General features: G+C 40.6%; 26 protein-coding genes. 16 read left to right on the top strand and 10 right to left on the bottom strand.

Translation table 11 applies throughout. The annotated features are described in order from the left end of the window. The first annotated feature begins 92 nt into the window (after positions 1-92). Entirely contained in the window at positions 93-1,769 is a 1,677-nt protein-coding gene (ilvD, locus tag NSIN_RS06440) for a dihydroxy-acid dehydratase (protein WP_101010296.1), read from the top strand. Positions 1,770-1,771: 2 nt separating this feature from the next. On the opposite strand, the gene NSIN_RS06435 is transcribed toward ilvD, so the two are convergent. Continuing rightward, positions 1,772-1,987, bottom strand: a complete 216-nt coding sequence (locus NSIN_RS06435) for a hypothetical protein (RefSeq protein WP_245871931.1) — start codon at positions 1,985-1,987, stop codon at positions 1,772-1,774. A 108-nt stretch (positions 1,988-2,095) separates the two neighbouring features. Between NSIN_RS06435 and NSIN_RS06430 the strand changes: the two genes are divergently transcribed. The 7 genes from NSIN_RS06430 to NSIN_RS06400 are packed head-to-tail and all read left to right on the top strand — an operon-like array spanning position 2,096 to position 9,464. Then, positions 2,096-3,451: an anthranilate synthase component I family protein gene (locus NSIN_RS06430; protein WP_101010294.1), complete on the top strand. Its 1,356-nt coding sequence runs from the start codon at positions 2,096-2,098 to the stop codon at positions 3,449-3,451. Next, the gene (locus NSIN_RS06425; RefSeq protein WP_101010292.1) at positions 3,448-4,035 is read left to right on the top strand and encodes an anthranilate synthase component II; all 588 of its coding nucleotides are present in this window, start codon (positions 3,448-3,450) and stop codon (positions 4,033-4,035) included. Before NSIN_RS06430 ends, NSIN_RS06425 begins: the two co-directional genes overlap by 4 nt. Then, positions 4,032-5,072: an anthranilate phosphoribosyltransferase gene (gene trpD, locus NSIN_RS06420; RefSeq protein WP_101010290.1), complete on the top strand. Its 1,041-nt coding sequence runs from the start codon at positions 4,032-4,034 to the stop codon at positions 5,070-5,072. Before NSIN_RS06425 ends, trpD begins: the two co-directional genes overlap by 4 nt. Next, positions 5,069-5,842, top strand: a complete 774-nt coding sequence (locus NSIN_RS06415) for an indole-3-glycerol phosphate synthase TrpC (protein WP_101010288.1) — start codon at positions 5,069-5,071, stop codon at positions 5,840-5,842. Before trpD ends, NSIN_RS06415 begins: the two co-directional genes overlap by 4 nt. Then, the gene (trpB, locus tag NSIN_RS06410) at positions 5,839-7,047 is read left to right on the top strand and encodes a tryptophan synthase subunit beta (RefSeq protein ID WP_165775273.1); all 1,209 of its coding nucleotides are present in this window, start codon (positions 5,839-5,841) and stop codon (positions 7,045-7,047) included. The genes NSIN_RS06415 and trpB overlap by 4 nt, the downstream gene beginning before the upstream one ends. After that, positions 7,022-7,828 carry a tryptophan synthase subunit alpha gene (trpA, locus tag NSIN_RS06405; RefSeq protein WP_101010286.1) on the top strand — a complete coding sequence of 269 codons (807 nt, stop codon included), beginning with the start codon at positions 7,022-7,024 and terminating at the stop codon, positions 7,826-7,828. The genes trpB and trpA overlap by 26 nt, the downstream gene beginning before the upstream one ends. A gap of 31 nt (positions 7,829-7,859) precedes the next feature. Next, on the top strand, positions 7,860-9,464 hold the full coding sequence (locus NSIN_RS06400; protein ID WP_101010595.1) for a CTP synthase: 1,605 nt from the start codon (positions 7,860-7,862) through the stop codon (positions 9,462-9,464). A 2-nt stretch (positions 9,465-9,466) separates the two neighbouring features. Here the strand turns inward: NSIN_RS06400 and NSIN_RS06395 are convergent, their stop codons facing one another. Both NSIN_RS06395 and NSIN_RS06390 read right to left on the bottom strand, forming a co-directional pair. Continuing rightward, positions 9,467-10,456 (bottom strand): winged helix-turn-helix transcriptional regulator, encoded by a 990-nt coding sequence (locus NSIN_RS06395; RefSeq protein ID WP_101010284.1) that lies wholly within the window; start codon positions 10,454-10,456, stop codon positions 9,467-9,469. Positions 10,457-10,488: 32 nt separating this feature from the next. Then, positions 10,489-11,418 (bottom strand): PfkB family carbohydrate kinase, encoded by a 930-nt coding sequence (locus tag NSIN_RS06390; protein WP_245871930.1) that lies wholly within the window; start codon positions 11,416-11,418, stop codon positions 10,489-10,491. 259 nt (positions 11,419-11,677) lie between these two features. Here NSIN_RS06390 and NSIN_RS06385 point away from each other — a divergent pair, with 259 nt between their 5' ends. Then, positions 11,678-11,965, top strand: a complete 288-nt coding sequence (locus NSIN_RS06385) for a 30S ribosomal protein S26e (RefSeq protein WP_101010282.1) — start codon at positions 11,678-11,680, stop codon at positions 11,963-11,965. Between the two features lie 29 nt (positions 11,966-11,994). On the opposite strand, the gene NSIN_RS06380 is transcribed toward NSIN_RS06385, so the two are convergent. Both NSIN_RS06380 and NSIN_RS06375 read right to left on the bottom strand, forming a co-directional pair. Next, positions 11,995-12,567, bottom strand: coding sequence for a CDP-alcohol phosphatidyltransferase family protein (locus NSIN_RS06380; protein WP_101010280.1), 573 nt, complete (start codon positions 12,565-12,567; stop codon positions 11,995-11,997). Between the two features lie 103 nt (positions 12,568-12,670). Next, positions 12,671-14,185 (bottom strand): Ig-like domain repeat protein, encoded by a 1,515-nt coding sequence (locus tag NSIN_RS06375; protein ID WP_133124096.1) that lies wholly within the window; start codon positions 14,183-14,185, stop codon positions 12,671-12,673. A 160-nt stretch (positions 14,186-14,345) separates the two neighbouring features. On the opposite strand from NSIN_RS06375, the gene NSIN_RS09740 reads away from it, so the two are divergent. Next, on the top strand, positions 14,346-14,930 hold the full coding sequence (locus NSIN_RS09740; protein WP_245871929.1) for a hypothetical protein: 585 nt from the start codon (positions 14,346-14,348) through the stop codon (positions 14,928-14,930). A gap of 30 nt (positions 14,931-14,960) precedes the next feature. Here NSIN_RS09740 and NSIN_RS06365 read toward each other — a convergent pair whose 3' ends face one another. Then, positions 14,961-16,025 (bottom strand): homospermidine biosynthesis protein, encoded by a 1,065-nt coding sequence (locus tag NSIN_RS06365; RefSeq protein ID WP_101010276.1) that lies wholly within the window; start codon positions 16,023-16,025, stop codon positions 14,961-14,963. Positions 16,026-16,383: 358 nt separating this feature from the next. Between NSIN_RS06365 and NSIN_RS06360 the strand changes: the two genes are divergently transcribed. The 3 genes from NSIN_RS06360 (at position 16,384) to NSIN_RS06355 (ending at position 19,671) form a co-directional block, all read left to right on the top strand. Then, positions 16,384-18,156, top strand: a complete 1,773-nt coding sequence (locus NSIN_RS06360) for a M3 family oligoendopeptidase (RefSeq protein WP_101010275.1) — start codon at positions 16,384-16,386, stop codon at positions 18,154-18,156. A 146-nt stretch (positions 18,157-18,302) separates the two neighbouring features. Next, complete coding sequence (locus NSIN_RS09510; RefSeq protein WP_165775272.1) at positions 18,303-18,458, top strand: hypothetical protein; 156 nt, start codon at positions 18,303-18,305, stop codon at positions 18,456-18,458. A gap of 31 nt (positions 18,459-18,489) precedes the next feature. Beyond that, positions 18,490-19,671 (top strand): LPXTG cell wall anchor domain-containing protein, encoded by a 1,182-nt coding sequence (locus NSIN_RS06355; protein WP_101010273.1) that lies wholly within the window; start codon positions 18,490-18,492, stop codon positions 19,669-19,671. Positions 19,672-19,689: 18 nt separating this feature from the next. On the opposite strand, the gene NSIN_RS06350 is transcribed toward NSIN_RS06355, so the two are convergent. The 3 genes from NSIN_RS06350 to NSIN_RS06340 all read right to left on the bottom strand — a co-directional run bounded on the left by NSIN_RS06350 (position 19,690) and on the right by NSIN_RS06340 (position 21,346). Further along, a complete protein-coding gene (locus tag NSIN_RS06350) occupies positions 19,690-20,241 on the bottom strand; it encodes a pyruvoyl-dependent arginine decarboxylase (RefSeq protein WP_101010271.1) in 552 nt (183 codons plus the stop codon). A 54-nt stretch (positions 20,242-20,295) separates the two neighbouring features. Continuing rightward, the gene (locus NSIN_RS06345) at positions 20,296-20,754 is read right to left on the bottom strand and encodes a peroxiredoxin family protein (RefSeq protein WP_101010269.1); all 459 of its coding nucleotides are present in this window, start codon (positions 20,752-20,754) and stop codon (positions 20,296-20,298) included. A gap of 61 nt (positions 20,755-20,815) precedes the next feature. Continuing rightward, the gene (locus NSIN_RS06340; RefSeq protein WP_101010268.1) at positions 20,816-21,346 is read right to left on the bottom strand and encodes an inorganic diphosphatase; all 531 of its coding nucleotides are present in this window, start codon (positions 21,344-21,346) and stop codon (positions 20,816-20,818) included. 93 nt (positions 21,347-21,439) lie between these two features. On the opposite strand from NSIN_RS06340, the gene NSIN_RS06335 reads away from it, so the two are divergent. Continuing rightward, positions 21,440-22,483 carry a zinc-dependent dehydrogenase gene (locus tag NSIN_RS06335; RefSeq protein WP_101010266.1) on the top strand — a complete coding sequence of 348 codons (1,044 nt, stop codon included), beginning with the start codon at positions 21,440-21,442 and terminating at the stop codon, positions 22,481-22,483. A 23-nt stretch (positions 22,484-22,506) separates the two neighbouring features. Beyond that, positions 22,507-23,331, top strand: coding sequence for a 3-hydroxy-5-phosphonooxypentane-2,4-dione thiolase (gene lsrF / locus NSIN_RS06330; RefSeq protein ID WP_101010264.1), 825 nt, complete (start codon positions 22,507-22,509; stop codon positions 23,329-23,331). 1 nt (position 23,332) lies between these two features. Here the strand turns inward: lsrF and NSIN_RS06325 are convergent, their stop codons facing one another. Further along, complete coding sequence (locus NSIN_RS06325) at positions 23,333-23,737, bottom strand: hypothetical protein (protein ID WP_245871928.1); 405 nt, start codon at positions 23,735-23,737, stop codon at positions 23,333-23,335. A 115-nt stretch (positions 23,738-23,852) separates the two neighbouring features. Here NSIN_RS06325 and NSIN_RS06320 point away from each other — a divergent pair, with 115 nt between their 5' ends. Beyond that, positions 23,853-24,851 (top strand): hypothetical protein, encoded by a 999-nt coding sequence (locus NSIN_RS06320; RefSeq protein ID WP_133124095.1) that lies wholly within the window; start codon positions 23,853-23,855, stop codon positions 24,849-24,851. Positions 24,852-24,895 lie beyond the last annotated feature (44 nt).

Below are 24,895 nucleotides of genomic sequence, written 5' to 3'. Positions count from 1 at the left end.
TGCAACCTCAAAGACATGGTTGGAATTTTTGCTCTCATGTATGATATTATCTAGTATGTATAAAATAGGGGATACAGAAAGACAAGGCATCTATGGAAATATCTAGCAGAAATGTAGTAGAGGGTCCATCACGGGCACCACATCGAGCAATGTACAAGGCAATGGGCCTTGATGATACAGATTTGGGAAAACCATTCATTGGCGTATCACATAGCGGAAATGAAGCAACTCCATGCAACATACATCTTGGAAGATTGGCAACTCATGCAAAGGCAGGAGTTGAAAATGCAGGAGGAACTCCTCGTGAATTTACTACAATTGCAGTAAGTGACGGCATTGCAATGGGCCACGAAGGTATGAAATCATCTCTTGTTAGCAGAGAAATTATTGCAGATTCTATTGAATTAATGGTACGAGCCCACCAGTACGACGGACTGGTAGGCATTGCAGGTTGCGATAAAAGCTTGCCCGGTACAATGATGGGAATGGCACGCCTTAACCTTCCATCAGTGTTTGTCTATGGAGGCACAATCATGCCAGGAGTGTACGAGGGAAAACAGGTTACAGTTCAAGACGTGTATGAAGCAGTAGGCGCATATGACGCAGGCAACTTGACGCTAGAGGCATTAAAAAATCTAGAAAACGTTGCATGTCCAAACTCTGGATCCTGTGGAGGAATGTACACGGCAAATACAATGGCATCAATCAGCGAAGCAATAGGATTGGCACTTCCAGGAAATGCATCACCTCCAGCAGAAGACCCACGAAGAGAAAAGATGGTCTACGAGAGCGGCAAGGCAGTAATGAATCTGTTAGAAACGGGAGTCAAGCCAAAAGACATTTTGACTTTTGAGGCATTTGAAAACGCAATCACTGTAGCAAACGCAATAGGCGGCTCTACAAATGCAGTTTTACACCTGCTTGCATTATCACGTGAAATAGGAGTAAAACTACAACTTGAAGATTTTGAGAGAATCAGAAGAAAGACTCCGCACATTGCAGACATGAGACCAGGTGGCACATACGTAATGCTAGACCTTGACAAGATTGGAGGAATTCCGCTCTTGATGAAAAGCCTCCAAAAGAAAAACCTCATCCATGAAAATGTCATCACTGCAACAGGAAAGACAGTAAAACAAAACTTGGAAGCAATCCATACATCATTTGATGCAAACCAAAAAGTGTTAAAATCAATTGAATCTCCGATACATGAAGTTGGCACATTAACAATACTCAAAGGCTCTCTAGCACCAGAAGGCGCAGTTGTCAAAGTTGCAGGAGTTCACACAAAAGAATTCAGAGGAAGAGCAAAGGTCTTTGACAGAGAAGAAGATGCATTTGATGCAATATCAAAAAGACAGATAAAAGAAAATGACGTGGTAATAATCAGATACGAAGGTCCAAAGGGAGGACCTGGAATGCGAGAGATGCTCGGAGTAACTGCAGCACTCGTAGGACAAAGCCTTGGTGAAAAAGTTGCATTGATAACAGATGGAAGATTTTCAGGTGCAACAAGAGGATTCATGATAGGACATGTTGCCCCAGAGGCAGCAGTAGGCGGAAACATTGCACTTGTAAAAGAAGGCGACGAGATTGTCATTAACCTTGACAAAAACTCGATTGACATGATGGTGCCAGAAAATGAACTTGCACAAAGAAGAAAAGAATGGACTCCAAGAAAACCAAACTATGAAAGAGGCGCATTAGCAAAATTTGCATCACTTGTAACCTCTGCTGCAGAAGGCGCAATAACAAGGCCCATCTGGTGACATCATTCCAGGGGCATATGATACTGGCAGAAAAGCCTCAATTTTGGCCCTATTCTTTTTGCAGTAATTGATACACCGTCATCCAATCCTCTTTGGCATATCGTGCATAATGCCTCAGATACAGTTGCCTTGACTGGCGTCTTTTTCCTTGGAAAATAAAGGTCCTGGAATAACAGGGATTTGCTCTTGTCAAACCCGGGAATCATCACTTGAGACATGGATCTACATACAATTTGATCGCATATAAAGGTACCGTACCATACCGTAATTAGACGTCAAATAATGGCTTAATTTTAAATATAGACAGATAGTGTGCTATCGTATGGGTGGCCACATTTGGGCATTCAAGCCTTAAGATAATACCTCTAGACTACACTGGCTCGCAATTTGATCTGTACAACAGCATCTCTCGTCAATTCCAACATTCATTCTTCTTCGAGTCTCTCACGGGCCCAGAAGAGATGGCAGAGACATCACTTATTGGATTTGACCCATCTGTAATCATCAAGGGGTATCATGATAGAGTGGTATTGCATTACAAAAGGGGCAGCTCAATCACAATACCAACAAGCAACCCACTGGCTGAGGTTAAAAAGCTTGTCCAGAACACCCCTGACCAGAAATACCGTTATGTCGGAGGAGCAGTCGGCATAATCAATTATGATGCAATAAGATTGTGGGAAAAAATTCCTCAAGCTCACAAGATCTCAGACGAGCCCTTGATGGAGTTTGGCATTTACACAGATGGTATAATTTATGACAACAAGGAAAAAAGAACTTTTTACTTTTACTATGATGAAAACAGGATAAACAATGTATCAAGCTCCAGCATAGACTGTGGAAAATTCACAATATCAAACATTACAGAAAATCTTGATGAAGAAAGATTCGCAAGCATGGTCCAAAAGGCAAAAAAATACATCCACGATGGAGACATCTTCCAAGTAGTGTTATCAAGAAAAGTCAATTTCAAGTCAGATGGTGACCATCTTCGAGTTTACAAAATTCTTCGCCAGATAAATCCATCACCTTACATGTATCACATGAAACTCGGGAAGAGAACCATCATTGGTTCTAGTCCCGAAATGTTGTTGAGAATTACTGGAACTCAAGTTGAGACATTCCCTATTGCCGGTACAAGGCCAATAACAAACGATGAAAAGAAAAATCAGGAACTAAAAGAAGAAATGTTGCATGATGAAAAAGAATTGGCAGAGCACACCATGCTAGTAGATCTTGGACGAAATGACATTGGCCGTGTTTGCAAATATGGTTCAGTCCACGTAAAAGAATTGATGGCAGTAAAAAAATTCAGCCATGTACAACACATTGTGACTCATGTAGTAGGAACACTGGATAAAAAATACGACATGTATGATGCAATCAAGGCAGTCTTTCCGGCAGGCACTGTATCAGGCGCTCCAAAGATTCGCGCAATGGAGATAATTGACGAACTAGAGCCAGACGCAAGGGGCGAATATGCAGGAGCAATAGGATATTTCTCATTCAATGGATGCTGCGATTTTGCAATAGCAATAAGAAGCATATTCATGAATGGAAGTGAAGGATTTGTCCAGTCAGGTGCTGGAATTGTGACAGACTCGGTTGCCCACAACGAATGGATGGAGACAAGCCACAAGGCAAATGCAATGATTACAGCACTAAAGGAGGCATCAAAATGAAATTTCTAATAATTGATAATTATGATTCGTTTGTGTACAACATAGCCCAGCTTTTAGGTGAACTTGGCGTAGAATCAGACGTAATTAGAAATGACAAGGTAACAATAGATGACATCAAAAAAGGAAACTATGACGCAATAATAATTTCGCCAGGTCCTGGGACTCCGGAAGATGAAAAATATTTTGGAATATGCACCAAGGTGATTCGCGAGATTGGCCCAACAAAGCCAATACTGGGGGTCTGTCTTGGACACCAAGGAATAATTCATGCGTTTGGAGGTAAAGTTGTAAATGCAGGACATGTAAGACATGGCAAGACAAGCCCTGTAGAATACACCAAATCTCCACTCTTTGAAGGGGTCCAGAATCCGTTTCGTGCAACAAGATATCACTCACTTGTGGGAGACAAGACAATCATTCCAGATGATCTTGTGGTGACAGCAGTTGCCAAGGACGATAACGAGATAATGGCAATAAGCCACAAAAAATACCTAATTGAAGGAGTACAATTTCATCCCGAATCAATAATGACAACAGAAGGAAAAAAGATTCTCAGCAATTTCATCAAGCAGGTGAAAAAATGATATCAGAATGTATTGCAAAAATGTCTGCCAAGTCAAACTTGAGTTATGACGAAATGTCTGATATGATGGACCTGATATTATCAGGCAAGGTCCCAGTAGATCAAACTACAAACTTTCTCAAGGCCTTGACAGAAAAGGGAGAAACCGACCAGGAACTACTTGCAATGTTAGATAAAATGCAAGAAAATTCCATCCACATACATCCAAGAATTGATCAAAAAATCATCGATGTCTGCGGGACTGGTGGTGACAAACTTGCCACATTCAACATTTCAACTACAGCATCATTTGTGATTGCAGCATCAGGGGTCGTGGTAGCAAAGCATGGAAACAGGTCTATTTCAAGCACAAACGGCAGTGCAGATCTTTTCGAGCATTTTGGATACGACCTAAACATGACACCAGAAAATGTCCAAAAAATAATTGAAAAATTCGGAATCGGATTCATGTTTGCGCCCACGTTTCATCCTGCCATGAAAAATACTTTGGAGGCAAGAAAGCGCCTTGGCACAAGGACTGCATTTAACCTGCTTGGACCACTATGCAATCCTGCAGGAGTAAAACACCAACTTGTAGGAGTATATTCCAAGGAATACCTCAGCCGCGTCATTTCACTCTTGGAATCAAGAGGCTCAGAGCATGTCATTACAGTGATATCTCAAGACGGCCTTGATGAGCTCTCAACCACATCAAAAAATCACATCTACCAGCTACACAATGGCGAGATGACAAGCTCCATTCTTGACCCTGTGGAGCTTGGCCTTGGCAAAGCAAAACTTGAGGACCTCCAAGTATCTACAAAGGAACAGGCAATCAAGGCATTTGTGTCAGTGCTAAACAACACTGCCAAAAAGCAGATGACAGAGATAACTGCACTAAATGCGGCAGCAGGCCTCATTGTTGGAGACTTTGTAGACAAGTTTGACGAAGCATTAGAGATATCACTTCAAACAATTAAGAACGGCAGGGCATATGACTTGTTTGAGAGATTTGTCAAAGATTGTGGAGACATTTCAAAACTGGAGGCGCTAAAATGAAAGGTGTTTTAGAGAAGCTTGCCAACAATTCCCAGACTGCAATAAAAGATGGAGTCTATGATATCAGGTACGCCAACACAAAATCACAAAAAAACCTAGTAGATGTAATAAAAAACAACAAACATGCATCACTGATAACAGAAGTCAAGTTCTCATCCCCGTCGCTTGGAAACATTAGAGAGATATCTGATCCAGTACAAATTGCAAGACAAATGGTAGACGGTGGTGCATCAGCATTATCAGTTCTCACACAACCATACTTGTTTAATGGCTCACCAGAATACTTTACAAAAGTTCGAAAAGGAGTAACTATTCCTCTATTGATGAAAGATATTGTCGTAGATAAGATACAGATTGATGCAGCCCAGAAACTTGGTGCAGATGTCGTATTGTTGATTCAAGCAATATTTGACAACAAGTTTGCAAAGGACATTGACGAGTTTGTCTCATATGCCCACAAGAAGAATCTCTTAGTATTATTAGAGTCACACACCCGACAAGAGTTTGCAGACTCGACAAAGACAAGTGCAGACATCCTAGGAATTAACAATAGAAACCTTGACACGCTAGAGATAGACCTTGCTACTACCCAGTCCATCCTCAAAGACAGAAATGAAAAAAGAATCATAGTGTCAGAGAGCGGCATCGAGTCCCCAAAAGACATCCAATTTTTGAAAAAATGCGGCGCAGATGCATTTCTTGTAGGCAGCAGCATAATGAAGAGTAGAGATATCAAGGGACTAGTATCAGAGTTGGTGTTGGCAATATGAAAATAAAATATCCCAAGAATGGAAAATTTGGAGAGTTTGGAGGAAGTTACATACCAGAGACCCTGGTTCCAGCAGTAGAAGAGCTAGAGCAGGCCTATCTCAAGTACAAAAATGACCCTGACTTTAAGAAAGAATTACACTATTACCTTACCCAGTATGCCGGAAGACCTACTCCATTATACTATGCAGAAAACCTGACCAAATTTGCAGGAGGGGCCAAGATCTACCTGAAAAGAGAGGACCTGTTACATGGAGGGGCACATAAAATCAACAACGCGTTAGGACAGGCACTTCTTGCAAAAAGAATGAAGAAAAAAAGAATCATTGCAGAGACAGGCGCAGGACAACATGGTGTTGCAACTGCCATGGCATGCGCCGCACTTGGACTAGGAGGTGAAGTATACATGGGCTACAAGGACACCCAGAGACAAAAGCTAAATGTATTTAGAATGAATATTCTTGGAACCAAGGTCCATCCAGTAAAAGACGGGACCCAGACACTAAAAGACGCAATAAACGAAGCAATCCGGGACTGGATAACAAATGTAAAAACAACATATTACTTGCTGGGCTCTGCAGTAGGCCCACATCCATATCCTGTAATGGTAAGAGACTTTCAATCAGTGATTGGTGATGAAATAAAAACACAGATGAAAAAACTGGGAAGAAAATCACCAGACTCTGTAGTTGCATGTGTTGGAGGCGGCTCTAATGCAATTGGAACATTTTATCCATTAATTGACGAGAATACCAAGATGTTCGGAGTCGAAGCTGGAGGGATGGGAGTAAAAAGTGGACACCATTCTGCAACACTTGTCGGAGGATCAAAAGGAGTCTTGCACGGCATGCTGACATACTTGTTGCAAGACAAGGAAGGACAAATTAGTGAGACACATAGCGTATCGGCAGGACTTGATTATCCAGGAGTCGGACCTGAGCACTCGTACCTCAAGGATTCAAAGAGAGTAAAATATGATGCAGTAAATGACAGAGAGGCAGTAGAGGCATTTCTCTTGCTGTCAAAACATGAAGGAATCATACCAGCCCTTGAATCATCGCATGCAGTAGCATATGCCATAAAGCTAGCCCAAAAAATGTCAAAAAGTGAAAGCATTGTAGTAACACTGTCCGGTAGAGGAGACAAGGACGTAGAAGAAGTAGGGAGATATCTGAGTAAAAATGTCAAAAATAAAATCAAAGTTTAACGCACTTAGGTCAAAGAACCAAAAGGCTCTGATAGCATATGTAATGGCAGGCTTTCCAACCGAGAAAGACACCCTCTCAGCAGTAAGAGGCCTTGTCAAGGGAGGAGCTGACATCATAGAACTAGGCATGCCATTTTCAGACCCTCTTGCAGACGGACCAGTAATCCAGCATGCAGGATTTACATCACTTCAAAAAGGTATGAATTTCTCAAGATTTCTAGAACTTGTAAAAAAAATCCGCAAAGAAACTGACATCCCGCTTGTCTTGATGACATATACCAATATTTTGTACAGGCAAGGATATGACAAGTTCATCTCAACTGTAAAAAAGGCAGGAATTGATGGATTGATACTTCCAGACATGTCAATTGGAGAATCACAAGAGTTTCTAAAAGCCGCAAAAGAGAATGATGTTGATACAATATTTCTGATATCTCCAAATACAGAGCCTGACAGGATAAAAAAAATCAGCAACGCATCATCTGGATTTTTGTATCTAGTCTCAGTCTTTGGCACCACAGGAGGCCAGCAAAAGTTTCAAAGTTACACAACGCATGCAATCAAAAATGCAAAAAAGATTCTAGCATCAAAGATTCCGCTTGGCGTAGGGTTTGGTGTTAGCACTCCAGAGCAGGCCAAGCTAATGATATCATCAGGTGCAGATGCAATAATTGTAGGCAGTGCGTTTCTCAGATTGATTGAAAATACGCCATCTAACAAGATCGAGGAAAAGATTCGATCTTTTACATCAAGTCTAAAGAAGACCACACTGCCAGAATAAGAAATAAAAAGACCACAATTACATCATGGATATGCAGACAGAATCTACAAAGTACATTTTTGTAACAGGCGGTGTCATGTCTGGCCTTGGCAAGGGTGTTGTATCATCATCGATTGCCAAACTATTGCAGTTATCTAATCAAAAAGTATCATGTGTAAAATTTGATCCATACCTGAACTATGATGCGGGCACCATGAATCCAATTGCCCATGGTGAGGTCTATGTCACAGAAGACGGTGGAGAGTGCGACATGGACATTGGAAACTATGAGAGATTTCTCAATCAAGACATGCCCAAGACCCACAATATCACAACTGCCCAGATTTACTCTAGTGTCATAGAAGCAGAAAGACGCGGCGAGTACCTAGGAGCTTGTGTCCAAATAATTCCGCATGTCACAGACAAGATAAAAGACAGGATGAGAGAGATTGTCAAAAACGAACACCTAGACATGCTTGTAGTAGAATGTGGAGGAACTGTAGGCGATATTGAGAGCCTTCCGTTTCTTGAGGCGCTCAGGCAAATGAGACTAGAAGAGGGACCAGAAAATGTAATTTTTGTCCATGTGACACTTGCACCGTCACTTGATGTAGTGGGAGAACAAAAGACAAAACCAACCCAGCACAGTGTGCAAGAACTTCGAAGAATAGGTATCCAGCCAGACCTTCTTGCAGTTCGATGTACAAGACCCCTTGAGACTGCCGCAAGGAAAAAGATTTCATTATTTTCAAACGTCTCAGAGCGAGATGTGTTTTCATGCCATGATGCAGAATCCATACTACTAGTTCCACAGATGCTCTATGACCAAGGAATCATCGATGTAATATTCAAAAAATTTGGAAAGGTAGGCCTTGTCAACACTTCAGCAAACTGGGACAAGTGGAATAAAATTATTGATTCATTCCAAAATGCCAAAGACCCAGTAAAGATTGCAATGGTTGGAAAATATGTGAAACTTGCAGACAGCTATGTTAGTGTCAACCATGCACTAAAACATGCAGGCGCTAAGATTGGCAAAAATGTAATAATTGACTGGATTGACTCTGAAGAAATCAAGGATGTCAACAAACTTGCAGGATATAACGGAATAATTGTTCCAGGAGGTTTTGGAGACAGGGGAGTAGAAGGAATAATCAGCACCGCAAACTTTGCAAGAGAAAAGAACATACCATATCTTGGAATATGTTATGGATTTCAGCTTGCAGCAGTAGCATTTGGAAGACATGTATGCGGACTGACAAATGCAAACACTACAGAAGTTGCGCCAGATACAGAAAATCCGGTAATTGATCTTTTGCCAGAACAGAAGACCATAGAAAATAAGGGAGGCTCATTGCGCCTTGGTGCACATGAAATCACAATAGAAGACAACACACTTGCATTCAAGTTGTACAAATCCAACACAATTCACAAAAGGCACAGACACCGATTTGAGTTCAACCAGAAATACTTGGATTTGTTTGCATCAAAGGGAATGAGATTTTCAGGGTACAGCGACAACAAAAGGAGAATGGAAGTATTGGAGATTCCAACCCACAAGTTCTATCTCGGGGTGCAATACCACCCAGAGTTTAGCAGCAGACCAGGATACCCAGAAGAGTCCTTTGAGGCATTTATTCGAGCTTCTGCAACCTGATTTTATTTTGGGATTTCGTATATTCTCTGCCTAGTGTCACGCAATGAGACGCGGCGTTTAACATAGCCTTTTTCAAGCAAGTGACTCAATGCCAGTCTGACAGTCCTGTCAGGTAGCATCGTTTTTTCTGCCAGTTCTTTTTGTGTCAGCGAGCCCTCGTATTCTAGAGTCTTGAGCAATAATTTGGAGCTGGGCGGCATGTTTAGCAACTCGTCTGCAAGTTTTACTTTTTTTGCAAGTGCAGAAACCGTAGTAGAGTCTTTTTTCATTCTGATTACATTTGCAGATTGCGGAAACTTGGTGCAGACAACAGTCTTATCAACCTTGAATCGGTCTTTTCCATCAATCACAACTTCACATCTAAGGCTTGATGAAATATCATCAATTTCAATAAATGCATCTTCAGGAACTATGAGTGGACGACGGGTGATATCAAGTGAATTTACTGATACAATTCCAAACACTTTGGAGTTTTGATAAATAGTAGGACCACCTGCTGACATGGAGTATGCCGAAGAACCAATAGGCGTTGATATGATCAAGCCATCACTGCTGTCATGCCACAACTCTTCTCCATTAATCCGTAACACATGTTCTACAAGTATGGCGCTCTTTGAAGAAAATATTGCAACATCGTTTAGTGCTGGATAGATTTGCTTACCATCAATTTTGACGCCGACTCGCGGCAACGCCTCTATTGAAAAGTCTCCTTTTTTTAGTCTGTTAAGATATATCGGAAATTGTTTCAAATCAGTCTGTGCCAAAAATCCACTTGACTCAAATTCATTTATTCCAAGCACAGGAACTGCAGAATTGTAATGGTGAAAGTATTTTCTAACACCCCTGTCTCCACCTGTGACAATTACATATTCAATGTCCTTACCAAGAGGCTTTTTTCCAAGATTCACAGACTCGATACCATGACTCTCAAGTGAGGCCTTGACTGATTTTACAGTGTGCTCATGGTCTTGGCTGTAGATTGCAACCTTCACAGAGATAGATTGTCCCCAAACACAATAAAAGTTTAGACACTTGAAAACTGCATCAAATTATACAAATACGCGGCATTTCTCTCAGTGTCTCCGCCAGAAGGAATCTTGGAGAGGCCCGTGGCTTGAATCTCAAGTGCAGCTTGGGCCGCTCCTACTGCAAAGCAAATGGCCCATATCGGGTCTTTTTCTTTCAAGTATGAACATGCAAATGCAGCACAAAAGATATCTCCAACTCCAGTTGTATCTCCAATTTTCATGTTCGGGATTTTAAGATGATACATCCTGTCTTTTACAAGCATTGTTATGTTTTGCTTGTTGGTGTAAAGGACATGTTTTACTCCTTTTTTCTGTAATGCAAGCATCGCCTCTTTTTCTTTCAATCCTGTCAGATAAAATGCCTCATCCGGGTCTGTCTTGATTGCAGATATCTTGGACAGGTCAAGCAAAGTCTTGTCCATGAAAACTTTGTTGTCATCAGATGTTCGTCTGAGATATCCTTGTGGGTCAAGCAATGTGAAATCAAAGTTTTCTTTAATGTCATCTAGTGTCTCTTCGGCAATTTCGTCAAAGACGGGACTCACTATGGCAGCATCTGCATCAGACTTGATGGATTGGATTTGATCACATCTTGTTTTGAGGTACAGTTCACGCTCTGTTCCCATTACATTTAACATGAATCGGGTAGTTGGATTTTCAGACATGGCACTTTGCGGAAAGAATATTCCTTTTTTCTCAAGATCTTCCTTGAATGTAAAATCACTTCCAATCTTTGTGTGTAAGTCAACCTCAAACTTCATGTTCTTTGCAGTCAATCCGCAGTATAGTGCCGGACCACCCGGAGTCTCCACCGTCTTGCCTTCCCTGGAAATTTCATCAATAGTACAATGTGAAAATATTGCAATCTTCATTTGATTTGGTGATAGAACCTTTCCATTTAGTTCTTTTTCTGGCTCTGCAGACAAGACCGGCAGATTATCCTGCCCTTGTCAATTACAATTTCCACATTGGAGGAAAGACAGACATGGCAAAGACCACGCATATTTTACCCCACATTACAAACGAAATTTAAATTTTGACAGATATCTTGTACAGATCTGTTTCAAGGATATTACAATATCAAGGCAGCATTGCGTTTTGAGATTTTTCTGCAAAATACAGTCCAAATATTGCCAAAAAGGCTCCGTCAAATATCGTTATAAAGAGGCTCTATACAGATAACTTATGCCACTAAAGCGTGCAAGTAGAGGACGTAAGAAGGGAGGAAAGGGTTCTTCAGATCGTATCCAGTGTACAAACTGTGGTGCAACAGTCCCAAGAGACAAGGCAAAGAAGGTAACATCAAGATTAAACCTTGTAGAACATACACTTGCAAAAGAACTTAGAGCACAAGGGGCATACATTGCAGCACCTACAGTACTCAAGTGGTATTGTATTTCATGTGCAATTCACTTTGGAATTCTAAAGATTAGATCTGCAGATTCAAGACGACAAACAGGCAGACTCAGATAGGTTCTCAGAAAATATATCTGAAAAAAATATTATTCCTTTATTCCCTTTGAAGTAGCAATTACTCTTTGTACAAAAGTTATTCCAGCAATGATTGCCACAATAATCACTGCATAATTTAGAAAACCAATCATTCCAATTATTGCAATAACCAACAATCTCTCTGCTCTTTCTCCAATTCCAATTCCCTGCAGCTGGACACCAAGAGATTCAGCCCTTGCACGAGTATAACTCACAAGCAACGACAACCCAATTGCCAAAAGTACAAGATATCCTTGAGAGTATCCGCCAATCAGTATTCCAAGAAATATTGCAACCTCTGCAATTTTATCAAACACGGAATCAAGAAATGCACCTTTTTTTGACGTTTTGCCAGTTATTCTTGCAACTTGGCCATCAACAATATCAAAGAAACCAGATACTAACAACAAGACACCTCCAAGGATAAATGAATATTCCAAGTGGAGTGCATAGACAATAGCAGATGCAAATGCAAATCCTAGTCCTATCCCAGTCCAAAAGTTTGCAGAAAGTCCAGTGGCAGCAAATACTTTACCAATATTTTGCAAGGCAGGTTTTAGACCTTCTCTAAAGTTGTTGAGCATCTAATACCAACAAGAAATTGTACAATAATTTATACCATATATGCCAAGTCATGCGTGGATGAAAAAATACTGTTCCACATCATTAGATCTAATATGACAAGATCTAGAGTTTGCTAAACAATGACTCCAGTATAGATACGACGTTTTTTATTGCATTATCAATTTCTTGTACAGCTTGCTGTTGAAGATTACTAGTTTGTGAAGGTTTGGCAGAAGATGTAGGTTGGCTAGTAGGTTGTGATGACTTTACTTGAGTCTGTGAAGGTTGTGGAGTTGAGGGTTGTGAAGTTGGTGGTGAAGATGTAGTTGATGGAGTAGGCATAGTTGGCGTTGGAGTTGTTGTCGATGAAGATGATGTATGGGAGCTAGAAGATGGCGAAGTTTGCGTTGGTGCAGTTACTGGTGGGGATTGAGGTACTATAGGAGAAGGCATAGGAGTTGATGGTTGAGAAACTGGCGGTGGTGTTGACTGGATTGCAGCGTTTGGTGTGGATTGAGGACTAGTTTGAGACGGTGCAGTTGGAGAAGATTGTGGTGCAGGTGTTACCAATGACGAGCCTGAACTTCCAGAGTGGGTCGAGTCTCCCACGTATGACGCAGTTATCGTAATTTGGCCTGAAAGATTTGTAGGCGGGGTGTAATCAAGTGAACAGTGGTTATTTGACACAATGCAAGCATCAGGACTAAATGATCCTCCTGCCCCATTGTCGCTCCATTTTACAAGCCCGATGACAACTGTGGAAGGATTTGCAGAATCTGATATTGTTGCAGTAAATGTAACAAGAGTTCCGCCAGTAACTTGAGCAGGGTTTGGCGTTATAGTTGTGACAGTAGAGTCTATGACATTAGCAGAAAGTTGATTAGAGCCCGTACTTGGTTGGTACGAATTATCCCCGGCATAGCTTGCAGTTATTGTTGTCACATTTGGAGGATTTAGTGACGGCGTATATGATACAGTGCATGATCCCGATGATAATGTGCAAGATTGCGTGTTAAAAGTTCCACCTGCATTTCCATCACTCCATGACACCGAGCCGCTTGGAACTGTTTGAGAGCCAGAACTGCTTGTAACTGTAGCAGTAAAATTAACAGATCCTCCAGATGAAACAGTTGTGGGACTGTGTGAGACAGAAACTATACTAGAGTTCAACAGATTCACCGATAGAGATGAAGTACCGGAGCTTGTCTTGTGCGTAGTGTCACCGCCATAGCTTGCAGTGATTGTTACAGAAGACGGCGAGTTGGCAGATGGAGTATACGATACACCACATGAACCAGCAGAAAGCGTACATGAAGATGCACTAAACGTGCCACCAGTTCCTCCATCACTCCAAGATATAGAGCCAGTAGGAGTGGAAGCAGAATTGGAAACATCTGACACGGTAGATGTCAAAGATATCGACGATACAGACGTGACAGATGTAGGATTTGCATTCACTGAAAGAGTAGTAGTGTCAGGAGTTGTACTTGTGCTAGTAGAATTGCTTTGAGTAAAATCAATTTGAACCGAATTTCCAAGATATGCCATTGCCTGCGATGAGGAACTGCTAGCAATCAGGGAAATGCAGATGCCAACCATCAAGAGTGACAGTTTGTATGATCGCGGATTATTTTTCACAGTTGCTCACCGGTGATGAACAGCGATACTGGCATATCTTGGTTCATTTTGCCCGATTTACCATTTTTGATTAATAAAGAATTACGCAACCATGTTAGTTAACATAGTTAGCTAAATGCATTATAATGGAAACATTATCAATTATTGGAAATGATCGTGCATGGCATCAATACTCAAAAAGATCCCCAAGTTTGACAGAAAGTCAATTTTGGGACTAGTATTACTCTTGTCTCCATATGCAATAGGAGTGATAACTAGACAGTCAGCTTCTATTTCAGACCAGATCCCAAAACGATTTCCAGCTTGTGATACATACATACATGGATTCTGTATCCCCCACAGCGTACATTCCGATACCTCTTGGAATTGGATATCTGATACTCAACCTTACGTCTTTTTCATTGAGTGCAACACTGTTTCTCATTGGCTTTTTCTTGGTAAGAAAAAATCCAAAAAACAAAACCGATTAACACCACCCAAGAGACTGGTGCAGACCCCTAAATCTGATATAATAGTACGTTTTAGAACTCTCATGGGCCTAATATCAAAAGGTGCAAAATGCAACGTCTCAGGCTGTGACAATGAAGGAGTCCGTTCCCTTAATGCCTCAAAGGTAGAAGGAACAGGACTCGATGTTCCACGCGGCTCAAAAAAGACAGTACTCTGCAAAGAACACTACAAGGAATGGAAAAAGGCAACAAAGGACGACAGAGATACTGAGAGAGCCAGATTCGACAGATTCTAAAGGTATAGAATTTTTTTGCAGAAAATCCTGCTATTTTCTTTTGTTAAAGTATGCCTTAGATAGATCCTCATAGTATTGAGGCAGCTTCTTGTACAGCCTCTTTGGCTTTCTTGGCTTTTCATTGCTTAATGCATAAAGGCATAGAACCGGAAATGCAATTGTTGCATCAGTATATACCATGATAACATCCTCGTGTGCATCTTTTACTTTACCCCAACTCTTTCCTTCCTGCAGTGTTGCACCAGATAGTCCTCCAGTGTCAGGTCGTGCATCAGTTATCTGGATGATATAGTTCTGTCCACCATGGCCCAGTCCGAGTATCTGGTCAAGCAATGGACCTGTCTGCTGGGCAGTGTTTTTTGGAACACCACCGCCAAGTTCCACAATTCCGGATTTTTTTGAATTGTACAAAATTGCAGCTTGCTCTACTATCTCTCTTACAAAGTCAAGGCTGTGTACCTTGTTTGCAAGACGTAATGGTGCCAAATCTAGTGCAAGTGATGAATCCTTTAGTGTTGAAATGTAAACAGGTACATCATAATCATATGCAGTTACTACAAAGCTTCGCTCTGGATTCTTGGAATGCTGCTTCGAGTATTTTCCCATCGCGTTGCAAAACTCTGCAGTGGTAAATGGCTTGTCAAGCAGGTTTTTTTCAAACATTTTTTGAACAATCTTGTCTTCTGCCTTGAGCGTTTCTTCTCCCTTGATGTAGACATCACGGATTCTAACAATATCCTTGTCGTATAGTATCATGTCATCTACCTCAAAGTGTCCCTGCTTTACAGGAAGATTCCATGCAAAGTGGTCCTCATGGTACACATTTGCACCGGTGGCAATTATCCAGTCAACAAAACCCCTTTCAATCAATGACTTGAAAAGGCCTCCAAAGCCAACAGGCGTCATCGCACCTGCTACTGTAAGACAAATGGTCGCGTCATCCTCAATCATCTTGCAAAATAGTTTGGCAGCATCTCCGAGTTGTCTTGCATTATACCCAGTACTTGCAAAAATATCCACCAGGTCATCTATTCCCATGTTGGGCTTGATGTTCAGGTGGGGAATGTCTTTACCCTTGAAATTGTGATGGTCCACGAACGACAACTAATTTCTGGGCTAAATAAACACTTGCCGCGTGATGAAATCAAAATTCAAAAAAGCATGACACAGAATGTAGAGTTATTCTGGGATCTCTACTTGTCTTGCGTCATGTTGGGAGATTTCTTTATGCATAACAACATGCGACTTGTCTTTAAAAGTCAGGTTGCACCTGTAACAATGCCATGCTGTCATGCTCATGGCGTAATAATACAATTTTTAATATTTAAGACGTATGCATCATTTGTTCATAGAAATCATTCTTTTCAAAAATTATACTGCAACATCTATGATACCACAAAATCTAGAGACTAGCCAAATAGTATTTTAAGAAGAAACTCGAGTTTGAAACCAGATGCAAGTTTTCAAGGAAGAAAAATGGGATCTAAGTGAACTTGTCAAGGACCCAGACTCGCCCCAGTTTGCAAAAAGATTGCAAGCAATACAAAATACTGTTAAAAATTTTGAAAAAAACAAAAAGATACTATCGCCAAAAATATCAGAAAAAAAGTTTCTCTCAATGTTGCACCAGCTAGAGGACATAACAGAAGAGTTTGGCCGAGTCTCAGGCTATGCATCACTAGAATATTCTTCAGACACCCAATCTGACAAGGCAACCGCCCTCCTGTCAAAGATGAGAAAGCTTGGCGCTCAGCTTGAGAACCAGACATTGTTTTTTGACCAATGGTGGAAAAAACAGATTGATGAAAAAAATGCCCAGAGATTAATGAAATCATCAGGAGAGTTATACGAATTTTTACGATACAAGAGGTTACTTGCCAAATATTCTCTCACAGAGCCAGAAGAGCGCATAATCAATACGCTAGATGTCACAGGCCACTCTGCCCTAGTCAAGATATACGACAAGATAACAAACGCATTTGTTTTTGAGGTAAAACTTGATGGCAAGATAAAAAAATACAACAGAGAGGAGCTTACTGTCCTGGTACGAAGCCCCAATCCCAAGACAAGAGAGATTGCATACAAGGCATTGCTTGGAGAATTTGACAAAAACAAGGGAGTTTTGGGAGAGATTTATCAAAACATTGTATCAAACTGGAAAGACGAATGCATCCAGATACGAGGATATAGTTCTCCAATATCTGTTAGAAACATTGGAAACGATACTGATGACAAGACAGTTGAATCCCTACTAGCAGTATGCAAGAAAAACTCTGATGTCTTTTCCAAGTTCTTTGTGCAAAAAGCCAAGTTGCTCAACATGAAAAAATTACGACGTTATGACATTTACGCACCAATCAAGAAAAAAGAGGAGAAACGATACAGCTATGACAAGGCAGTAAAATTAGTACTTGACACTCTTAATGACTTCAGTCCACAATTAAGCGAATATGCAAGGCGTGTTTTTGTGCAAAGACATGTAGATTCTACAATCAGACCAGGAAAAAGAAGCGGTGCATTTTGTAGTACCATATCTCCTAAACTAACACCATACGTCCTTATGAATTTCAAGGGCAGGACAAATGATGTTTTTACTTTGGCTCATGAATTGGGTCATGCAATACATAGTGTTGCAGCATCAGGAAAATCAATATTCATAGCAGAAGCTCCACTTCCACTTGCAGAGACGGCATCAACGTTTTCAGAGATGCTATTATTCAACAAGATACTTGAAGAAATATCAAACGAAGAACAGCAAACCATACTGGTAGAACACATTGATGATCTTTATGCAACAGTTGGAAGACAGGCCTATTTTACACTCTTTGAGATTGCAGCCCATGACAGAATAGGTCAGGGAGCAATGGTGCAGGACATTACTTCAGAGTACATGAAGACACTCAAGGACCAGTTTGGCAAGTCAGTTGATGTGACACCAGACTTTGGAATAGAGTGGACATGCATTCCTCACTTTTACCACTCACCGTTTTACTGCTACTCGTACTCTTTTGGCAACCTATTATCCCTGTCGTTGTACCAAAGATACAGAAAGGAAGGAAAGAGTTTTGCATCAACCTATGTTGACATACTGGCAGCAGGCGGCTCCAAGAAACCAGAAGTGTTGCTAAAAGAGCACGGCATTGACATAACATCAGAAAGTTTCTGGCAAGAAGGATTTGAGTACATCAAAAATCAGGCAGATAGGCTAGAAGATTTGATTAATTAAAGCGCCTGGCAGTCAAGCGCCCCCAACTGCCAGGCATGTTCCCCTACGGTTTGAACCGATGTCAAGCGTACAATGTTGTAATTATAATTTAAACCTAGAGTTTAGATCGAGAAGTGTTTTATTTTATCAGATCCATTACTTGCCAAGTGAAATATCCACGATGCTGTAACAGAGAACCAGAATATCTGATAACATATGACTGCGGACCTGACCCACAGCAAACAATGTTGGTATGTAGAACCCACTTTAAGGAAGAGCCATTTCAGAGATTTGCAATAAAGATAGAAAAATTAAGAGAATAACTTAATAGTTCGCCTCCAAGAATTTTACTAAATGAAAATTCTTGCATCATCATTACTTGTTTTGTTAATTGCATCATCGTTTGTATCAGTTCATGCCCAGCAACCACAACTTGCATCATATCGTGAAACTGCTCACATTCTAGTTGACGAAAAAGTACAAAACCAGACAACTGCATTTGTCACACTAGCATCTACCAGCCCTGTTGAGATGCGAGTCCCAGCAGATCTTGCCGAGACTATCCAGAACGCTGCAAATGTAACTTCAGTAGTTATTACAAATGCAAATAATTGTGTATTAGGAGTCCAGGACCAAGGATGTGTCATTGTTGTGATAAATTCGCCTTCATTAATTGAATCATACAACATTACCAAGATTCAGACTGATGCTCAAGCAGTAGGAGATACAATTATCGGTCATGTCAACAAGGCGTTTGCATTAAATGCCGCATTTAACAACGTCTATGTCAACCCAAAAGGTGACCTGAGTAGCGCACTTGGTACATCAGGTGTAGTATCTGGAAACAGAACTATTTCAGTTGTATACACCATGTCAAGACCAGACTCTGCATATCTTTTTGATGGACTAAGTGCCATATTGATACCAAAACAAATTCGTGATGACGGAGGATTTTTCACTGCAGCAAGCAAGATGGCAGAAGATAGCAATTCAACAGTGACATTTGCCATGACACCTGCCAAGGAAGCATCATTGTATCAGCTCCAAGTCTCAAAACACATTCCAATCAAAGGAACAATAACAACAATCAAACCACTTGATCTTCTGGGTGTTCCCACATTACAAAAATCAAGTTACTTTGATGTCGGATTCTTCCCGCTTAATTCAATTCTTGATGTCACCGTAATAGCAAATCAAACAATTGCAATTACAGGTCATGGTGGAGACATAGTACCTACAACGACAAAGGGCGGCCAACAGGTCCCATCAGATCTTACAAAAACAGGCTGGGTGCTTGATCCAGTACAGGGACAACAGGTCTCTGCAGTGTACTTGTTTGGAAAAGACAATTCCATAACAGAAGACCAGGCGACAATCACACTTGGCACCGGCCTCCCAACAGACAATCAACCAAGTCAGAATAACACCACGACAACCATCACACCTCCAAAGACTGACAATAACTCGATATACGTTCTAGTCGGGATTGTTGCAGTAGGTGCAGCAGCAGTCTACTTGTTCATGAAAAGAAGATAAAATTTTAGAAAATAAAAGTTACAGAATCAAGACTGCGGCGGTAAACACTGTAGTCCAGTTTCCTTTAGCATCTCCAACTGCACTCTGTGTTATGTTTCTAGTCTTGTATATCTCTCCAGAGATTTTCCATTGCTGTCTTTTCTCGTCCCAGCTCTTGTTTACATCAAAGGAAATTCCAAGTGATGAAGCAAGCATTTGTGCGGCAATGTCTTCTGCATAGTCACCTGCCTCTTTTTCAGTCTCACCAAATGAGACATACTCAGAGAGATAGCCATACTTTGTCTTGTCTTTTGGTTCAGCAATTCCCACTGATGCTGCCATCAATCTATGTGGTTCATTGCTTTCCTGTCGTGAATAAATTGCAAATGTAACACTGCCAGGCCTGATTAGCTTCAATCCTTCGGCCTTGGAGATGAGCTTGCATCCGGGTGGAAATATACTTGATATTAGCACCAAGTTAGTTCCTGCAATTCCTGCATCACGTAATGCATACTCGAAACTTGTTAGTCTATCTGGGTGTACTCCCTTTCCTTTTGTCAGAAAAATTTTTTTTGCTACTAGGTCTAGCACAAGTCAAGTCTTAACCCACATCTTTAAAAATATATTGAATTTTGTAAAATATCATCAGGGCAAGTTTTGAAGTGATGAAATTATTTCTTGTCCGTGTTTTTCAGGATTGATATCCCTGAAAATTTTTGAGATCTTGCCATCTTTTCCTATGACAAAAGTAGACCTTTTTGCAAGTCCTGCAATGTTCAGCCCTGCATATGCCTTGCATACAGTCTTGGCAGTATCACTTAGGTGCAAATATGGCACATCATACTCTTGCACGAATTTTTTCTGGTCTGGTACAGTGTCAATCGATATTGCAAATAGTTCTGCGCCAAGTTCTTTTATCTTTGGGTACACTGCAATAGTAGCTTGTGCCATTTCAAAGACCTTCTTTGACGGGCATGCAAACAAGTGATTCTTGGGATAAAAACACAGTACGACATTTTTCTTGCCAAGAAATGAACTCAATTTTACATTAGTACCATCATTTGCAGCAAGCTCAAAGTCAGGTGCGCTATCGCCCTCGTTCATAACATATTCACAAGGCTACAGGTTTATACCGTTTTTGCTTTGATTTTTTATATCAGAGGTGTTATTTCTTGAAGCTCTTCTGGTAGAGTTTGACACCTGCAAGTATCTCTTTTCTTGCAGCTTCAGCATTCTTCCATCCGAGAATCTCTACTTTCTTTCCTTCAAGTTGCTTGTATACCTCAAAAAAGTGTCCTATCTCTTTTAGATAGTGCTCATCAAGGCCTGAGATGTCTTTTAGATTCTCAAATCGAACATCGTCGTTTGCGACACATAGTATCTTGTTGTCCATCTCTCCACCATCTTTCATTCGAAGCATTCCTATTGGACGTGCTTCAATTAGTACACCAGGATATGTAGGATTTGTCACCATAACAAGTGCATCCATTGGGTCTCCATCTTCTGCAAATGTTTGTGGGATTATACCATATTCTCCAGGATAGAAAAATGGCGAAAACAATACACGGTCAAGTTTTATGACTCCTCTTTTTTTGTCATATTCATACTTGTTTTGAGAGCCTTTTGGAATTTCAACTATAACATTTATCAGTGATGGTACTTTTGGACCGGTTTCAATATCGTGCCACAAATCCATGGTTTTCTTCAAAAACTAGTCCTATTTAATTGACAGCATAGCATTGCACAATTAGCGAAAAGATAAAACTACATTTCAAAATCATCAAGATCAATGAAGGCAGTATATGTGGCGGGGCCGTCAGATGTCAAGATAAAAAATATTGATGCTCCCCAAGTAGGAGATGGTGAAATTCTAGTAGCAATGAAGGCATGCGGAGTTTGCGGCTCTGACTTGGAAAAAATTTACGGCAAGTACAGCCAACCATCCATGAGACTAGGACACGAGCCATCAGGTGTAGTGGTCCAAGTTGGCAAAGGAGTCCAAGACTTCAAAAAAGGCGACAGAGTCTTTACTCATCACCATGTGCCATGCTATTCGTGTCACTATTGCACCCACGGAAATGAAACCATGTGCCAAAAATACTCAGAAACAAATCTCTCACCATGCGGATTAGCAGAAGAGTTCGTAGTCCCCCAATGGAATGTTTCTCATGGAGGAGTCATAAAACTTCCAGACCATGTAAGCTTTGAAGAGGCAGCAATGATAGAACCCCTTGCATGTTGTGTCCGCGCATGGAATAAAATCAAATTTGAAAAAGGTGATTCTGTTGTAATTTTAGGTACCGGTCCAACAGGACTGATGCACATCATGCTTGCAAAATCATATGGTGTAAAGGACATCATATGCATGGACCTTAATGATTTCAGATTAGAGTTTGCAAAAAAATTTGGCATCACAAGTACAATACGATCAGATGATCCTGATGCATACAAGAAGATTCTTTCCATGACACAAGACAGGGGCGTAGATGTGGTCATGGTTGCAACAGGAAGCATCAGTGCAATCGAACAGGCAATAGAATTTGTAAGAAAAGGCGGAACTGTAATGTTGTTTGGAGTTCCAACAAAAGATGTAATGATGTCAGTTGCCATGAGCAAGATATATTCTAAAGAAATTACAATCACACCAAGCTATGCAGCATCAGAGGCCGACACAAACCAAGCATTGCAGATGATAAAGGACAAGACAATAGATGTGCAAAAACTTGTGACCCACAAATTTACACTTGACAACTCTGCACAGGCACTTGAGTATGCACATAAGGGAAACGATTCCATGAAAATAATAATTACAAATTCAGAAACGCTTAACTAAGGCAAATTTTTCTCAATCTCAATATGGACTGGGGACTCAAAAACAGACTTGCACGAATAATCAAGCCACAGAACCGACGTGGTGTCATGCTTGCTGTAGACCATGGCTACTTTTTAGGTCCAACAGAAAGACTAGAAGTACCAAGGAAGACAATTGCCCCATTATTGCCATATGCAGATTCACTTATGCTTACACGAGGAGTCTTGAGAACATCAGTTGATGCCAATTTTCCAGTTCCAGTAGTATTGAGAGTTTCTGGAGGTGCAAGCATCATTGGAAAAGACCTCTCAAATGAAAAAATAACAACCTCAGTAAAAGAAGCAATCAAGCTAAATGCTTCTGCACTTGCCATGTCGATATTTATCGGTGCTCCATACGAGCATGAATCACTTGTCAGCTTAGGAAACTTGGTAAATGAAGGAGAAGAGTATGGAATACCAGTACTTGCCGTCACAGCAGTAGGAAAAGAACTTGAGAAAAGGGATGCCAGATACCTTAGCCTTGCATGCAGAATGGCTGCAGAATTTGGTGCACATGTTGTCAAGACATATTATTGCGATAACTTTGAAAAGGTTGTAAATTCATGTCCAGTACCAGTGATAATTGCAGGCGGTCCAAAACTTGCAACAGAGATGGACGTTTTTAACTTGACTGCCGACGCATTAAAGGCAGGTGCAGCAGGAGTAGACATGGGACGAAACATTTGGCAAAATGATCATCCAGTGGCAATGATAAAAGCAGTAAGAGCAATAGTTCACCAGAGAGCAACTGCAAAAGAAGCACATGACATCTTCAAGAAGATAAAATCAGAGACTGCCAAATCTGCTCCAAAAAAGTCCAAAAAATAACCTAGTTTGAAATTTTAGTCATGTGAAGATGGACAATCTTCCATTTGGCATACTTACCAAAAACAAAGGTCGCCCTGCTTTCCATGGAAAGATGTTCTCCACGAAAGCTGTAATTGTCTACAACCATTCCCGTCTGCTTTACAGTAAATGTGGCAACTGCAAAGTTCTCAAACAAGTCAACTCGCATATTTTTTAATTCATAATCATAATCAGATATGCTGACAAATCTGAGTTGTTCAAGTGCAGTAGTTGTAGCAAAGTCCTTTAGATCAAGAGGTGGTACATCACTGTATGCAGAAAATCGTGTATCATTTAGCTGTATAACGCTCAATGGTGCTACATTTTTTGTCTTGCCTGCATTGAAAAATGTCGTTATCACTTCAACGATGTCGTCTTTGTCGCTCAAAATCGGTATTGCTTGAGACAGATATAGTTTAAGTCTTATGGCCATGAACATTCATGAAATTCAGATATCATCAGGCCATTCAGTTTATTTATCTAACAAGGACCTCAAACACATCGTGGTTTTTCAAAAAGTCATAATTTTCCTCATCATCGTATCTGCATTTTCAATTTATGTTCCATCATCACTTGCCACAGATGGTTTTGAACCACCGATTTTAAAGCTGCTCCACAGTCCCACAATATGCGCTATTGAGCCTCCTTCAGATTCCAACTTTACAAAATTAGGCGACAAGATGTTGTCTGAAACAGAATATGCAGTATTAGATTGGAAAGCAAAATTGAATCAGGGGCAGGGCAGACATCCCACATGGAATATGACCCTGGTCAAGATACCACTAGACCAACAAAGTGGGTTTAACTATTCAAAATGTGACATAACCATAAACTATGAACCAAAACCAAAAGATCCTAACCTACAATTAAGAGAAGTCGGTGTTACATATCCTAATGCAACAAGCGGCAAAGCTAAAATCACAGTTTATTATCTAGGGGTCAATTGGGATGTCAAATACTCTAGTTGGAATTCTGGAAACATACACTATACTCAATACACTCCAGTCATGCAATTTACAGGATTTCTTGCTTCAGATCCACAACTGCAGGAAACCATTCGTCATGAACTTGGACATTCTTTTGGATTAGGACATTATATTGTAAACGAGGGAGTATTGTATGACATCAACATGGGAAAAAGAGATCCTCCATCAATTATGCTTCAAAGTGAAATGACATATGGTGTAAATCATTACGACATTACAACAGTAGACATTAACGAAATAAAACAGATCTATGGCTCCGGCGGTTTTGAGACATACAAGCCTGTACAGAATTTGCCAACTCAAAACATCAAGATGCCAAGTTATGACAGCCTACTGGTTGAGTTAAAAAACAAGAATCTTTCTACACCTACATGTCCAAGCAACTCCGTCAACTCTAAACTAGTCCTGCCGCAGTGGACTAGTAAAATTATCAAATTTTGGGCAGCTGGATCAATTACAGATGAAGGTGCCTCAAATGCCTTGATGTACGCAAGACAATGCGTGGCAAACAACTAGACATATACACCAAATACAGTATGTTTTAAGACCAAATCTTTATT

Origin of the sequence: Candidatus Nitrosotalea sinensis, from assembly GCF_900143675.1 — an archaeon.
In the GTDB taxonomy this organism is placed as follows: domain Archaea; phylum Thermoproteota; class Nitrososphaeria; order Nitrososphaerales; family Nitrosopumilaceae; genus Nitrosotalea; species Nitrosotalea sinensis.
The sequence above is the reverse complement of the archived record's forward strand: the minus strand, read 5'-3'. Positions and strand labels throughout refer to the sequence as shown.

Coding starts and splice junctions, on each gene's coding strand:
- ilvD (WP_101010296.1), top strand. CDS start 93: ATGGAAATATCTAGCAGAAATGTAGTAGAGGGTCCATCACGGGCACCA.
- NSIN_RS06435 (WP_245871931.1), bottom strand. CDS start 1,987: ATGTCTCAAGTGATGATTCCCGGGTTTGACAAGAGCAAATCCCTGTTA.
- NSIN_RS06425 (WP_101010292.1), top strand. CDS start 3,448: ATGAAATTTCTAATAATTGATAATTATGATTCGTTTGTGTACAACATA.
- trpD (WP_101010290.1), top strand. CDS start 4,032: ATGATATCAGAATGTATTGCAAAAATGTCTGCCAAGTCAAACTTGAGT.
- NSIN_RS06415 (WP_101010288.1), top strand. CDS start 5,069: ATGAAAGGTGTTTTAGAGAAGCTTGCCAACAATTCCCAGACTGCAATA.
- trpB (WP_165775273.1), top strand. CDS start 5,839: ATGAAAATAAAATATCCCAAGAATGGAAAATTTGGAGAGTTTGGAGGA.
- trpA (WP_101010286.1), top strand. CDS start 7,022: ATGTCAAAAATAAAATCAAAGTTTAACGCACTTAGGTCAAAGAACCAA.
- NSIN_RS06400 (WP_101010595.1), top strand. CDS start 7,860: ATGCAGACAGAATCTACAAAGTACATTTTTGTAACAGGCGGTGTCATG.
- NSIN_RS06385 (WP_101010282.1), top strand. CDS start 11,678: ATGCCACTAAAGCGTGCAAGTAGAGGACGTAAGAAGGGAGGAAAGGGT.
- NSIN_RS06380 (WP_101010280.1), bottom strand. CDS start 12,567: ATGCTCAACAACTTTAGAGAAGGTCTAAAACCTGCCTTGCAAAATATT.
- NSIN_RS09740 (WP_245871929.1), top strand. CDS start 14,346: ATGGCATCAATACTCAAAAAGATCCCCAAGTTTGACAGAAAGTCAATT.
- NSIN_RS06360 (WP_101010275.1), top strand. CDS start 16,384: ATGCAAGTTTTCAAGGAAGAAAAATGGGATCTAAGTGAACTTGTCAAG.
- NSIN_RS06355 (WP_101010273.1), top strand. CDS start 18,490: ATGAAAATTCTTGCATCATCATTACTTGTTTTGTTAATTGCATCATCG.
- NSIN_RS06345 (WP_101010269.1), bottom strand. CDS start 20,754: ATGAACGAGGGCGATAGCGCACCTGACTTTGAGCTTGCTGCAAATGAT.
- NSIN_RS06340 (WP_101010268.1), bottom strand. CDS start 21,346: ATGGATTTGTGGCACGATATTGAAACCGGTCCAAAAGTACCATCACTG.
- NSIN_RS06335 (WP_101010266.1), top strand. CDS start 21,440: ATGAAGGCAGTATATGTGGCGGGGCCGTCAGATGTCAAGATAAAAAAT.
- lsrF (WP_101010264.1), top strand. CDS start 22,507: ATGGACTGGGGACTCAAAAACAGACTTGCACGAATAATCAAGCCACAG.